Annotated in this window: 11 protein-coding genes; 5 read left to right on the top strand and 6 right to left on the bottom strand. The window is 61.5% G+C overall.

Annotated features, from left to right (window positions below):
• Positions 1-70 precede the first annotated feature (70 nt).
• Positions 71-1,225, bottom strand: coding sequence for a mandelate racemase family protein (locus QNH97_RS04670; RefSeq protein ID WP_283555817.1), 1,155 nt, complete (start codon positions 1,223-1,225; stop codon positions 71-73).
• A 599-nt stretch (positions 1,226-1,824) separates the two neighbouring features.
• On the opposite strand from QNH97_RS04670, the gene dctP reads away from it, so the two are divergent.
• The 5 genes from dctP (at position 1,825) to QNH97_RS04645 (ending at position 8,038) form a co-directional block, all read left to right on the top strand.
• Entirely contained in the window at positions 1,825-2,820 is a 996-nt protein-coding gene (gene dctP / locus QNH97_RS04665; RefSeq protein WP_502944493.1) for a C4-dicarboxylate TRAP substrate-binding protein DctP, read from the top strand.
• A gap of 66 nt (positions 2,821-2,886) precedes the next feature.
• A complete protein-coding gene (locus QNH97_RS04660) occupies positions 2,887-3,519 on the top strand; it encodes a TRAP transporter small permease (RefSeq protein ID WP_283555816.1) in 633 nt (210 codons plus the stop codon).
• Positions 3,516-4,799, top strand: a complete 1,284-nt coding sequence (dctM, locus tag QNH97_RS04655) for a C4-dicarboxylate TRAP transporter large permease protein DctM (RefSeq protein WP_283555815.1) — start codon at positions 3,516-3,518, stop codon at positions 4,797-4,799. The genes QNH97_RS04660 and dctM overlap by 4 nt, the downstream gene beginning before the upstream one ends.
• 110 nt (positions 4,800-4,909) lie before the next feature.
• Positions 4,910-5,905, top strand: a complete 996-nt coding sequence (locus tag QNH97_RS04650; protein ID WP_283555814.1) for a TRAP transporter substrate-binding protein — start codon at positions 4,910-4,912, stop codon at positions 5,903-5,905.
• Positions 5,906-6,130: 225 nt separating this feature from the next.
• A complete protein-coding gene (locus QNH97_RS04645) occupies positions 6,131-8,038 on the top strand; it encodes an alkaline phosphatase D family protein (protein WP_283555813.1) in 1,908 nt (635 codons plus the stop codon).
• 249 nt (positions 8,039-8,287) lie between these two features.
• Here the strand turns inward: QNH97_RS04645 and QNH97_RS04640 are convergent, their stop codons facing one another.
• From QNH97_RS04640 to doeA, 5 genes are all read right to left on the bottom strand, one after another.
• Positions 8,288-9,673 (bottom strand): aspartate aminotransferase family protein, encoded by a 1,386-nt coding sequence (locus QNH97_RS04640; protein WP_283555812.1) that lies wholly within the window; start codon positions 9,671-9,673, stop codon positions 8,288-8,290.
• Positions 9,670-11,157 (bottom strand): NAD-dependent succinate-semialdehyde dehydrogenase, encoded by a 1,488-nt coding sequence (locus QNH97_RS04635; RefSeq protein ID WP_283555811.1) that lies wholly within the window; start codon positions 11,155-11,157, stop codon positions 9,670-9,672. The genes QNH97_RS04640 and QNH97_RS04635 overlap by 4 nt, the downstream gene beginning before the upstream one ends.
• Before the next feature lie 131 nt (positions 11,158-11,288).
• On the bottom strand, positions 11,289-11,768 hold the full coding sequence (locus QNH97_RS04630; RefSeq protein ID WP_283555810.1) for an Lrp/AsnC family transcriptional regulator: 480 nt from the start codon (positions 11,766-11,768) through the stop codon (positions 11,289-11,291).
• A gap of 186 nt (positions 11,769-11,954) precedes the next feature.
• Positions 11,955-12,956: a N(2)-acetyl-L-2,4-diaminobutanoate deacetylase DoeB gene (gene doeB / locus QNH97_RS04625; protein ID WP_283555809.1), complete on the bottom strand. Its 1,002-nt coding sequence runs from the start codon at positions 12,954-12,956 to the stop codon at positions 11,955-11,957.
• 3 nt (positions 12,957-12,959) lie between these two features.
• Positions 12,960-14,150, bottom strand: a complete 1,191-nt coding sequence (doeA, locus tag QNH97_RS04620; protein ID WP_283555808.1) for an ectoine hydrolase DoeA — start codon at positions 14,148-14,150, stop codon at positions 12,960-12,962.
• Positions 14,151-14,189 lie beyond the last annotated feature (39 nt).

Here is a 14,189-nt window from a genome sequence, read left to right as displayed (position 1 = left end):
GTTCAGTCCTTTCTTATATTTATAAAGACTTGTCGCCCGGGCCACTATGGGCCTGGGACGTGGCGCACTATCAATGCCGGGACACGGTGTTGGCCTCGATGTACGCGAAGTTGATGTCCTCGCCCAACCCTGGCCGATCAGACAGGTGCACAAAACCGTCGGCATCCATGGGGTCGACGATGCTGTTGAGGTGCGCCGGGACGTCTTCATAGTCGAGGAACGGGTGCAGCAAGCCGCGCTCGTACCAACGGCAATTGCTGATGGCACCCACCACCGCCAGGTTCGCCGCGCCATTGCCGTGCACTTCGCAGTCCATGCCGAACGACTCGGCCAGGTGCGCCACCTTCAGGCACGGCCCGATGCCGCCGACCCCGGCCACGCCCGCGCGCAGGATGTCACAGGACTTCTGCGTGACCCAACTGGCGCGGCTATGGAACTTGCCGGCGATGCTTTCCGGCCCCAGGACTGGAATGTCCAGGTTGGCCGCCAGCCAGGCGTAGGACTCTGCGGAATCTTCCATCATCGGCTCCTCGAACCAGGCGAAATTGAGTTTCTCCAAGGCCTTGCCGATGGTCAGCGCATCCATGCGGCTGTACCAGTGGTAGCCGTCGAGCATCAGCGCGATGTCCGGCCCCACCGCCTCACGCACGGCGGCGCAGGCCTGGATGTCCATCTGCGGATTCGGCGCGAAGGAAATCGGTGGCATCCAGGTGTGCAGCTTGATGGCCTTGTAGCCGCGCTGGACCAGCTTTTCGGCGAACAGGCCGTACTCGTCCGGCGTGGACAGGCCGCCCGGCAGATCGTCGCCACACATCGTCGAACCGTAGGCCGGGACCTTATCGCGATACCCGCCAATCAACTTGTGCACCGGCAACTTGAGCTTGCGTCCGGCCAAGTCCCACAGGGCTTGCTCCACCAGCGCCAACGCCCGGTCGGTGAACTGCCCGGCACTGCCGCGCTGCCAGTGCGCCAGGTCTTGCCAGATGCTTTCGCGATCCATCGGATCGCGGCCGATCAGCACCTTGCGTACAAAGGATTCGATGATGTGCGGACGAATCAACTCTGGCGGACCGAAGGCATAACCCTCGCTGCCATCGTCGCAGCCAATGCGCAGCAAGGCCATCTTGATCATGACCTCATCGCCCGGGTGGGCGTGGCCGGCACTGTCCTGAGCGCGGCGCGAAGGGGTGGAAAAGACTTCGACGTGAACGCCTGTGATTCTCATAGGAAGGAGCACCCAGTTGTTATTGTTTATTTGTATGTCGTCATACAACGTGCCGAATTATTCGGATGATCCCGGCGAGCTGTCAAGCCTGAAATTCAATAAAATATGCGCTTAGACGGGATCTTCTTGAAAAGAGAGGTTATTTTTGCGCGAGAACTCTAGAAATGTCGTCATACCACAAGACGCAGAATAGAGACCACTTGCCCCAGAAAGGAACGGTGCCTCGAAGGCTGGAAAATAGGATGGCGCAGATGGATGAGCGTTATGGGGTATGTGCGCGGTTTGCCGAGCGCTGGAAGCGCAATTAACGGAAATTGAAAGCCAGTAGCCATTACTGGCCTTTTTATGGTTTCCTGCCCCGGTCACGCTTGTTGGCTGAAAACCTTTCGAGATGTGTCGGTCACGCTGAGTTCGTCCCACCCTGGATGGCTCTAACGCGCTCTTTTGGGGCATTTGACAGTCGGGCGATTTTTTCCCGACTGACCGTCACAATCCCCCCGACACGTTGTTTTTCTGCCTAGACTCATCATTGTTCCGCCGTGCACTGTGTTTTGAATGAGCCCGCACGAAAAATACTAAAAACAAGAGGAAACCAAGCAATGTTCAAACCTATCTGGAAAGCGCTCGCCTGCACATTGGCCCTTAGTGCCTTGAGCACGGCCATGGCGGCAGACCCGGTGGTCATCAAGTTCTCCCATGTGGTCGCCGAGCAAACGCCCAAAGGTCAAGGCGCGTTGTTGTTCAAGAAACTCGTGGAAGAGCGGCTGCCAGGCAAAGTCAAGGTTGAGGTCTATCCCAACTCCTCGCTGTTTGGCGATGGCAAGGAAATGGAAGCCCTGTTGTTGAGTGACGTCCAGATGATCGCGCCGTCCCTGGCCAAGTTCGAGCAATACACTAAGACGGTGCAACTGTTCGACCTGCCGTTTCTGTTCGATGACATTTCCGCCGTGGACCGCTTCCAACTGAGCCCTGAAGGCCAGAAGTTGCTCAAGTCCATGGAAAGCAAGAACATCACCGGCCTGGCTTATTGGCACAACGGCATGAAGCAGTTGTCGGCGAACAAGCCCCTGCGTGAACCCAAGGATGCCCGTGGCTTGAAGTTCCGCGTGCAGGCTTCGGCCGTGCTGGAAGAACAGTTCAAGGCCGTCAACGCCAACCCGCGCAAGATGAGTTTCGCCGAGGTGTACCAAGGCCTGCAGACCGGTGTGGTCAACGGCGCGGAAAACCCCTACTCGAACATCTACAGCCAGAAGATGCATGAAGTGCAGAAGTACATCACCGAATCCAATCACGGTGTACTCGACTACATGCTGATCACCAATACCAAGTTCTGGAACGGCCTGCCGCCGGACATCCGCACTGAACTGGACAAGATCCTGGTTGAAGTCACGGCCCACGTGAACAAAGAGGCTGCGCAGCTGAACGAGCATGACAAGCAACGCATCCTCGACGCCAAGACCACCGAGATCATCACTCTCACGCCGCAAGAGCGTGGCGAGTGGCGCGACAAGATGAAACCGGTGTGGAAGAAGTTCGAAGGTGATATCGGCGCAGACCTGATCAAAGCCGCCGAAGCCTCCAACACGGCCCAGTGATTGGTTGGCCGGTGCTGCCGCCCTGGCAGCGCCGGCCTGTCGTCCCCCCTGCAGGAGATGTCATCCATGAACGCCATTCGGCGCATCTGGGAACACTTCGAGGAAGGTTTCATTGCCTTCCTTCTGGCCGCCATGACGCTGGTTACATTCGTCTATGTGGTGCTCAATAACCTCTACAGCGTGTTCTACAGCCTCGGCGACAGCTGGCCTGCCGCCAGTGAACCCATGTTCGCCATTGGCGACAACATCATGGGCATGGCCCAGGCCATGACCTGGAGCACATCCCTGACCAAGGCACTGTTTGGCTGGCTGATCTTTTTCGGGCTGTCTTACGGTGTGCGCGTCGCCGGGCACATCGGTGTCGATGCGCTGGTGAAGCTGGCGAGCAAACCGGTGCAGCGTTTCATTGGTGTCATCGCGTGCCTGTGCTGCCTCGCTTACGCCGGGCTGCTGGCGGTGGCGAGCTTTGAATGGATCAACACCTTGATGATTGCCCAGATCGGCGCCGAAGACCTCGGCCATTACGGCATCATGCAGTGGCACATCGGGTTGATCGTACCGGTGGGTTTTGCCCTGGTGTTTATCCGCTTCGCCGAAATTCTCGTGCGCATCCTGCTGAATCGCCAGACCGGCCTGGGCCTGGCCGATGAAGCGGCCGAAGCGATCAAACTGACCGAACATGAGGAAGACAAGCCATGACCATTGCCTTCCTGTTTGTGGCGCTGTTCGTGCTGATGTTCATCGGCGTGCCCATCGCCATCTCGCTGGGGTTGGCCGGTTCGCTGACCATCATTTTCTTCAGCCCTGACTCGGTGCGTTCGCTGGCGATCAAGCTGTTCGAAACGTCCGAGCACTACACCTTGCTGGCGATTCCGTTCTTTCTCCTGGCTGGGGCATTCATGACCACGGGCGGCGTGGCGCGACGGCTGATCGACTTCGCCAACGCCTGCGTCGGGCATATCCGTGGCGGCCTGGCGATTGCGGCGGTGTTGGCGTGCATGTTGTTTGCCGCCCTGTCCGGCTCAAGTCCTGCAACCGTAGCGGCGGTCGGCTCCATCGCCATTGCCGGGATGGTGCGCTCGGGTTATCCACAGGCGTTCGGCGCCGGCATCGTGTGCAACGCCGGGACCCTGGGGATCCTGATTCCGCCTTCGATCGTGATGGTGGTGTATGCCGCGGCGACAGAAACGTCGGTGGGCAAGCTGTTCATGGCCGGCGTGATTCCAGGCCTGCTGCTGGGTCTTTCGTTGATGGTGGCGATCTACGTCGTCGCGGTGAAGAAAAACCTGCCGGCCCTGCCTCGGGCGACACTGCGCGAATGGCTGACCACCGCGCGCAAGGCTATCTGGGGCCTGTTGTTGATGGTCATCATCCTCGGCGGGATTTATTCGGGGATGTTCACACCCACCGAAGCGGCGGCGGTGGCGGCCGTGTATTCGGCGTTCATTGCGTTGTTCGTCTACAAAGACCTCACTTTCCGCGAGACACCGAAAGTGCTGTTGGAGTCGGCCAAGCTGAGCATCATGCTGATGTTCATCATCGCCAACGCCATGCTCTTCGCCCATGTCCTGACCACCGAGCAACTGCCGCAGCAAATCACGGCGTGGGTGATCGAGGCCGGGTTGACGCCGGTGACATTCCTGTTGGTGGTGAACATTGTGCTGCTGATTGCCGGCGCGTTCATGGAGCCTTCGGCGATCATTTTGATCCTGGCGCCGATCCTGTTTCCTATCGCCATGAAGCTGGGCATCGATCCGATCCACCTGGGCATCATCATGGTGGTGAACTTGGAGATCGGCCTGATCACGCCACCGGTGGGGCTGAACCTGTTCGTCACCTCAGCCGTGACCGGCATGTCCCTGCCCGCCACCATTCGCGCGGCCATGCCGTGGTTGATGATCCTGCTGGCATTCCTGGTGCTGATTACCTATGTGCCGTGGATTTCGCTGGCGCTGCCCAATTGGTTGGGGATGAGTTGAGTCGGACTGACACACCCTGGCAACAGCGGTTCCCTGCTGGACCCGCTGTTGCCGTTGTACCCAGGCTCGGAATGGGCCCCTAGGATAAATACAAAAAAGGACACCTCCCAATGCACAAATCCATGTGGAAAGCGCTGCTCTGCACCCTGGTGCTCAGCGCGTCAGGCACGGCGATGGCGGCTGAACCGATAGTGATCAAGTTTTCCCATGTGGTGGGTGAACAAACGCCCAAGGGCCAGGGCGCGTTGATGTTCAAGAAGCTGGCGGAAGAACGGCTGCCGGGCAAGGTGAAGGTCGAGGTCTATCCCAACTCCACGCTGTTTGGCGATGACAAGGAGATGGAAGCCTTGCTCCTGGGGGACGTGCAGATCATTGCGCGATCGCTGGCCAAGTTCGACCAGTACACCAAGTCGGTGCAGTTATTCGACTTGCCGTTCTTGTTTGACGACATCACCGCGGTGGACCGTTTCCAGCAGAGCCCCGAGGGCCAGAAGCTGCTCAAGTCCATGGAAAGCAAGAACGTGACCGGCCTGGCCTATTGGCACAACGGCATGAAGCAACTGTCAGCCAACAAGCCACTGCGTGTGCCCGAGGATGCACGTGGCTTGACCTTCCGGATACAGACTTCCACCGTACTGGAGGAGCAGTTCAAGGCGGTAGACGCCAAGGCACAACCGATGATTTTCTCGGTGGTGTACCAGGGTTTGCGCACCGGTGTGGTCAACGGCACGGAAAACACCTATTCGAACTTCTACAACCAGAAACTCCATGAAGTGCAGAAATATGTCACCGAGTCCAACCACGGCATACTCGACTACATGCTGATCAGTACCTCGGATTTCTGGAACGGCCTGCCGCCGGATATCCGCACCGAACTGGACAAAATCGTGGTCGAGTCCACCGTCCACGCGAACAAGGAAGCGGAACGGTTCAACCAGCAGGACAAGGCGCTTGTCCTGGATGCCAAGACCACCGAGATCATTACCCTCACGCCGCAGGAACGCAGCGCATGGCGCGACAAGATGAAGCCGGTGTGGGCGAAGTTTGAAAAAGAGATCGGGCCGGATTTGATCAAGGCGGCCGAGGCTTCCAATACAGCCCAGTGACGTCGCCAGGCTCAACACTTCCCTGTGGCGAGGGAGCTTGCTCCCGCTGGGCTGCGCAGCAGCCCCAAGGTTTAACCTGACACACCGCAATGTCAGGTTTTGGGGGCGCTTCGCACCCCAGCGGGAGCAAGCTCCCTCGCCACAAAGTGCCCGTCCCCCATCCCCAGCTGCACAGCACATTGCGCTATGATCCCCGCCTCTCCCTGAACAGAGCTTTTTCCGCTAATGCTGTCGCCCACCCCAGATATCACCCCCGCCCTGCCCCCCGTTCTCGTCGGCCCGCTGTTGCGGCGGCTGGAACCCTCGCGGCTGGTGATGTGGCTGGTGGGTACGCGCCCGTTGGCGTTGACGTTGCGTGTGGACGGCGCGGGTGATCTTGAGCTGGATACATCGCGCTGTACGGTGGTGCCGGTGGGGCAGCGGGCGTTCGTGCATCTGATCGATGTTCGCCTCGACGCCCCCCTGCCCCAGGACATCACGATTGACTATGACCTGCTGGTGGACGGCGTCCCCATCGCCGAATGGGCGCCGCATCTGCTGTATGGCCAAGCGCGGTGTCCGAACTTCGTGCTGCATTCGCGCATCGAGCAGCTGGTCCACGGTTCCTGCCGCAAACCCCATTACCCGACCAACGACGGCTTGCTTTGCGTAGACCAGTTGTTGGCCCAGGCGCCGACGCAACGGCCGGCGCTGTTGATGATGAGCGGCGACCAGGTCTACGCCGATGACGTCGCCGGACCGATGTTGCGGGCGATTCATGCGTTGATCGAGCGGCTGGGGTTGTTCGAGGAATGCTTGGACGGCGCGGTGGTGGAGGACAGCGCCAAGCTCTATCAACACCCGGCCAGTTATTACCATCGCGCCGATTTGTTACCCGCGCTTGAGAGCAACGAAACCCTGCGCGAGCGATTTTTCGGCGGCGCGCGCAAGCCGATTTTCACCAGCAGCAGCGCCGACAATCACCTGGTGACCTTCGCTGAAGTCATGGCGATGTACCTGCTGGTGTGGTCGCCAGTGCCGTGGACGCTGGTCGCCCCACAACCGCCCGAGCTAACTGCCGAGCGGCGCCAGCGCTACGACCTGGAACAACAACGCATCGAGGGCTTCAAGGCCGGACTGGACGGCGTGGCGCGGGTGTTCGCGCACCTGTCATGCCTGATGATTTTCGACGATCACGATATTACCGACGACTGGAATCTGTCCGCTCAATGGGAGGAAACGGCCTACGGCCATCCGTTCTCCAAACGCATCATCGGCAATGCGCTGATTGCCTATATGCTTTGCCAGGGCTGGGGCAACAACCCGGATGCCTTTGCTGACGTGGTCGAGCAAACCGTGGCCCTGAGCGACACCGCCCGGGACCGCTACCTCGACAGCGGCCCCCAGGACCAACTGATCGACACGCTGCTGGCTTTCCAGCAATGGCACTACGTGCTGCCCAGCAGTCCGGCCCTGGTGGTGCTCGACACCCGCACCCGGCGCTGGCGCAGCGAGAACAACCTCAAGCAGCCTTCCGGTCTGCTGGATTGGGAGGCCCTGAGCGAGTTGCAGCAAGAGTTGCTGGATCACCCTTCGGCAATCATCGTTTCACCGGCACCGATCTTCGGTGTAAAGCTGATCGAGACCGTGCAGCGCATGTTCAGTTGGTGCGGTTTTCCACTGCTGGTGGACGCGGAAAACTGGATGGCCCATCGCGGCGCGGCCCAGGTGATCCTGAACATTTTCCGACACTCGCGTACGCCCGGGAATTACGTGGTGCTGTCAGGCGATGTTCATTATTCGTTCGTCTACGAAGTATTGATCCCACACCGCAAAGGCGGCCCGCGCATCTGGCAGATCACCAGCAGCGGCATCAAGAATGAATTCCCACCGGCGCTGCTGGAATGGTTCGACCGCCTGAACCGTTGGCTCTACTCGCCGCGCTCGCCCCTGAACTGGTTCACCAAGCGCCGAAGCATGCGCATCGTCCCCCACACCCCGGAACACGCCGAGGCCGGGGAACGGCTGTGGAACTCAGCGGGAATCGGCCAGGTGTTCTTCAATGACAAGGGACAACCCGCGCAGATCTACCAGCACAACGCCAACGGCAAACCACCGACACGAATGCTGCCGCCAGAATCGTCCCCGTCCTGACCGCGAAGACGGCGGCACATCCAGCGTCACCGTCTCAGAGAGTCCGCCTTCGCGAGCAAGCTCGCTCCCACATGGAATCTTCAGTGAGCAGAAATACTGTGCTCGGCACAGATCCCCTGTGGGAGCGGGCTTGCCCGCGAAGACGGCGGCACATCCAGCGTCACCCTCTCAGAGAGTCCGCCTTCGCGAGCAAGCTCGCTCCCACATGGGTTCGGGGTGTTCACAGATTCTGCACACCCCCATCTCGACTCACCCCAGCACTTCGCCCGCCACCTGGTCGATAGCCGCTTGGGTGATGTCGACGATCAGGTCCGCGTCTTCGCGGGTCAGGATCAGCGGTGGGGCGAAGCCCAGGATGTCGCCGTGGGGCATGGCGCGGGCGATCATGCCGCGTTCCAGGCAGGCGGCCGAGACTTTGGGGCCGACCTTCAACGCCGGATCGAACGCCGTACGTTGCTCACGGTCGGCCATGAACTCCACCGCCGCCAGCATGCCGTCACCGCGCACTTCACCCACCAGCGGATGACCTTCGAGGGTTTCACGCAGCCGCCGGTTCAGGTAGCCGCCGACGTCCTCGGCATTGGCCGTGAGGTTTTCCCGCTCGAGGATGTCGAGGTTGGCCAGTGCCGCCGCCGCGCAGATCGGGTGCCCCGAATAGGTCCAGCCATGGCCCATGGCGCCTTCGGCCTGTGAGGCCTTGTCGATCACGTCCCAGACCTTCTCGCCGATGATTACCGCCGACAGCGGCGCATAGGCGCTGGTCAGGCCCTTGGCGGTGGTGATCAGGTCCGGCTTCATTCCGTAGCGCTGGCTGCCCATCTTCGAACCGAGACGGCCGAAGGCGCAGACCACTTCATCGGCGATCAACAACACGTCATATTTGCTCAGCACAGCCTGGATCGCATCCCAATAACCGGCAGGCGGGACAATGATCCCCCCGGTGCCCATCAGCGGTTCGCCAATGAACGCCGCCACGGTGTCCGGGCCTTCGGCGAGGATCATTTTTTCCAGCTCATCGGCGCAGTAACGCACGAACGTCGCTTCGTCCATGCCCGCCGGGGCCTTGCGATACCAGTGGGGGCACACCGTGTGCTTGACCCCTTCCACCGGCAGGTCGAAGTGCTGGTGGAAGGTCGCCAGCCCGGTCAGGCTGCCGGTCATGATGCCCGAACCATGGTAGCCACGGTCGCGGGAAATGATTTTCTTCTTCTGCGGCCGGCCCAATACGTTGTTGTAGTAACGCACCAGCTTGACCTGGGTTTCGTTGGCATCGGAGCCAGACAACCCGTAATAGACCTTCTTCATGCCCTCCGGCGCCCAGTCCATGATGCGGCTGGACAGCTCGATGATCGCCTCGCTCGAGTGACCGACATAGGTGTGGTAGTAGGCCAGTTCCTTGGCCTGCTTGTAGATAGCGTCGGCCACTTCGGTGCGGCCGTAGCCGATGTTCACGCAGTAGAGGCCGGCAAAGGCGTCGATGAAATCCCGGCCCTCATGGTCGCGGATGCGGATGCCCGACGCGCTCTTGATGATCCGGCCCTTGAGCGCACCGCTGGCGTGGTCGTGGGCGTGGGTCGAGGGGTGCATGAAATGCGCACGGTCTTGTTCGAACAGCGTGTTGAAGTCTTGGCTCATGCGGACTCTCCTTGGAACTGGCCTTGATGGTGCAGGCAAAAGTATTTGGTTTCGACGAAGGGCTCGAAGCCCTCGTTGCCACCCTCGCGACCGAGGCCCGAGGCTTTCATGCCACCGAAGGGAATCGGGTGGCCGGTGAACTTGACGCCGTTGACCGCGACCATGGCATGGTCGAGACGGCGAATCAGCGGATAGATGAGGTCCAGGCGGTTGGAACAAATATAGGCCGCCAGACCGTATTCGGTGTCGTTGGCCATTTCGATGGCCTCGTCCAGGGTGTCGAACGGCATCACCCCGGCGATGGGTGCGAAGTTTTCTTCGCGGTAGATGCGCATTTGCGGCGTGACATCGGCCAGCACCGTCGGCTGGTAAAACAACCCGCCCAGGGCATGGGCCTCACCGCCCACCAGGCGTTGCGCGCCCAGGGCCAAGGCATCGGTTACCCGGTCAGCGGTCACGTCGAAGGCAGCCTGATGCATCAGCGGGCCGACGTCCACCGCCTGCTCCTGCTGATCAACCATGGCCGGGCCGACCCGCAAGGCCCGCACCGCCGCGGCAAATCGCGTGAGAAACGCCTGGTAGACCGGGCGCTGCACCATGATCCGGTTGGCCGCGCAGCAATCCTGGCCGGAAGTCTGGAACTTCGCCTCCACCGCGACTTTCACCGCCAGCGCCAGGTCGGCGTCGGCGCAGACTATGAATGGCGCGTTACCGCCCAACTCCAGCGCGACCTTCTTCACATCATGGGCGGCGACTTGCAGCACCAGTTTGCCGACTCGGGTGGAGCCGGTGAAACTCACTGAGCGTACGCGGCGGTCCTTGACCAGGGTTTCCATGGTCATCTGCGGCTCCCCCAGTACGACGTTGAACACCCCCGCGGGAAACCCGGCTTCCTCGGCCAATTGCGCCAGGGCCAGGGCCGAGTACGGTGTTTCGTGGGCCGGCTTGATCACCACGGTGCAACCGGCGGCCAGGGCGGCGGCGGCCTTGCGGGTGATCATCGCCGATGGGAAATTCCACGGCGTCAGCAGCGCGCAGACGCCCACCGGTTCCTTGACCGTGCCCAGGTGCGCATTGGGAATGTGGCTGGGGATGTTCTGCCCGTACAGGCGCCGGGCTTCTTCGGCGAACCAGGGGATGAAGCTCGCGGCGTAGGCGATTTCACCGCGGGACTCGGCCAACGATTTGCCCTGCTCCAGGCTGAGGATGCGCGCCAGGTCTTCGCTGTGCTCGACGATCAACGCCGCCCAGCGCCGCAGGATCGCGCCCCGGGCGTCCAGGCTCTGCTCGCGCCACGCTGGGAAGGCGCGGTGGGCCGCGTCCACTGCCGCGACAATCTGCGGCTGATCGAGCATTGGCACATGGCCGATGACCGTGCGCGTGGCCGGGTTGTGCACGGCGATACTGTCGCCGCTGTCGCTGTGGACCCAATGGCCGTCGATGTAGCAAAGCGCCTTGAACAGCAGCGGATGTTGGTAAGTCATGACGTTCACTCCAGAGCGTGTGCGTGACCCCATGCTAGGGCAGCGGCGCTTGGGTAATCGGTTGTTTGCCGTGGGTCAAACCCTGGTTTTTTCCTGAATCGAGGGCGGCAAAAACGGTTTTTTTGCGGTGCTCAGGATGGCTCGGCCAACTCCGCCGGCAAGCCGCCGCTGGTCTTGATGGTCTTGGTGACGATGTAGGTGAAGTAGCGTTCGATGCCGAGGTCTTCGAGCAGCAATTGATCGACGAAACGCTGGTAATAATCGATGTCCGGCGCCTGGATCATCGCCAGGTAATCCACCCCTCCGCCGGTGGCGTAACAGAACGCCACTTGCGGGGCGTCGGTCATGCGTTGCTCGAAACGGCGCATGTCCTGGGCGGTGTGCCGGGCCAGGGTGATCTCCACCAGCACCTGCTGGCGCTTGAACACCGCGCCCCAGTCGATCTGCGCCCGGTAGCCGCTGATCAAGCCCGCCGCCTCCAGCTTGCGCACCCGCTCCCAGGCCGGCGTCACCGAGAGGTTGATGGCTTCGGCCAGGCTCGACTTGGTAATCCGCCCGTCCTCGGCGAGGATTTGCAGGATCTTGAGGTCGTAGCGATCGAGCTTGTGCATGGGCCGGGGCTCTCCTGGCAGTTCAGACATCACACCGATTACTGTGGCGAGGGAGCTTGCTCCCGCTGGGTCGCGCAGCGGCCCCAATCTCGGTTCCGTCTGCCCCAGGCCGAAAAGCGACGACTGCTTCGCAGCCGAGCGGGAGCAAGCTCCCTCGCCACAGAGTGGTGTGTCAGTTGAGGTGGATCAAGCCAACACATCCGCAATTACCACCAACGTATCGCCACACTGCACCAGCCCCGGAAAATGCCGGGCCGCCAGCAGGCCGCTGCGGGCGGCGCGGTATTCAACGGGGGCAACACCGCTGCGGGTGGCGTCGTAGATCCGCGCCACCACCTCGCCCGCGGTCACGTGCTCACCCAGGTCCCGGCACACTTCCAGCAAACCGTCGTGCTCGCTGGCGATGAAGCAACTGGCGTCCGGCATGTCGAGCACCAGTGATGGCTGCAGGTCGATGGTGCCCCGCAGGATCCCGCTGTGGATCAGCAGATTGCGCACCCCACGCTCGGCAATCGCCACGCTGCGCGCCGTCGAGGAACCGCCCCCGCCCAGTTCGGTGGTGACGAAGACCTTGCCCTGGGACTCGGCCGCGGTGTCGTACATCGCCCCGGCATCCAGCTCCAGCATACGCATGCAATAGGGCGCGTTGAACGCCAGCATCCCAGCCTCGCAGCGCGCCTGCTGTTCTTTGTCCGGCAACACATGGCAGGCGGCAAAGGGCAGGAAATCCAGGGTCCGGCCGCCGGAGTGGATATCCAGGACGATGTCGGCCAGGGGCAACAACGTACGGTTGAAATAGTCGGCGATTTTCTCGGTGACGGTCCCGTCCGGCTTGCCGGGAAAACTGCGGTTCAGGTTGCCCTTGTCGATGGGCGAGGTGCGGCGCCCGGCGTGGAACGCCGGGGTGTTCATGAATGGCACGATGATCACCCGTCCACTCACTTCTTCAGCCGTCAGTTGCTGCGCCAGTTTGCTCAGGGCCACCGGACCTTCGTACTCGTCACCGTGGTTGCCACCGCTGAGCAGTGCCGTCGGGCCGCTGCCGCGCTGGATGACGGTGATGGGAATCATCACCGCGCCCCAGGCCGAATCGTCCCGCGAATACGGCAGCTTGAGGAAACCGTGCTGCACGCCCTCGCGGCTGAAGTCGAGCGTGGCGCTGATGGGATTGGTGGGCAATTCGCTCATCGTTCAATCCTTCACGAACAGCTGACGGGGCACGTTGCACAGCGTCTCGACGCCGGTCTCGGTGATCAGGATGCTTTCGGTGATTTCCAGCCCCCAGTCGTCCATCCACAGCCCCGGCATGAAGTGGAAGGTCATGCCCGGTTGCAACACGCTGGTGTCGCCTGGGCGCAGGCTCATGGTGCGTTCGCCCCAATCCGGCGGATAGCTGATACCGATGGGATAGCCGCAACGGCTGTCCTTGTGGATGCCGAATTTCTCTAGCACCTTGAAAAACGCCACGGCGATGTCGCCGGTGGTATTGCCCGGCTTGGCCGCTTCCAGGCCGGCGGCGATGCCTTCGACCACGGCTTTCTCGCCGTCGAGGAAATGCTGCGGCGGCTTGCCCAGGTAGATGGTCCGCGACAGCGGGCAGTGGTAACGCTTGTAGCAACCGGCGATTTCAAAGAAGGTGCCGGCGCCCTTCTCGAACGGTGAATCGTCCCAGGTCAGGTGCGGCGCGCTGGCGTCGGCACCGGTAGGCAACAGCGGCACGATGGCCGGGTAATCGCCGCCATGGCCGTCGGCACCGAGGATGCCGCTGCTGTAGATCTCGGCCACCAGTTCGTTCTTGCGCATGCCCGGCTCGATCCGTTCCAGGATCCGCCCGTGCATGTTCTCGACGATGCGCGCAGCGATGCGCATGTAGGCGATTTCCTGGGGCGACTTGACCGCGCGCTGCCAGTTCACCAGGCCCACCGCGTCCACCAGACTTGCCTCGGGCAAGTGTTTTTGCAGCGACAGGTAGGCGGCGGCGCTGAAGTAGTAATTGTCCATTTCCACGCCGATGGTCAGCGCGCCCCAGCCACGGGCGATGATCACTTCCCGGGACAGGTAGTCCATGGGATGGCGCTCGCGGGACTGCACGTAGATGTCCGGGTAACCGACGATGTTATCCGCCTGCATGAACACCGTGCGCTTGGCGCCGTTGGCATCCTGGCCGCGACCGAACCACACCGGCTCACCGTCCAGCGCCAGCAACACACACTGGTGCACGTAGAACGACCAACCGTCGTAGCCGGTGAGCCAGGCCATGTTCGACGGATCGGTGACCAGCAACAGCTCCAGGCCCTGGGCCTGCATGGCGACGCGCACCTTCGCCAGGCGCTGGGCGTATTCCTCCCGTTGGAACGGAAGATTGACGACTCTCTCTGACATCCCTCTGCCCTCTGATCAATGACGCACGAATGAAAAAAC

Source organism: Pseudomonas sp. G2-4 (genome assembly GCF_030064125.1).
Classification (GTDB): Bacteria; Pseudomonadota; Gammaproteobacteria; order Pseudomonadales; family Pseudomonadaceae; genus Aquipseudomonas.
This window is presented reverse-complemented; position numbering and strand designations above follow the sequence as displayed.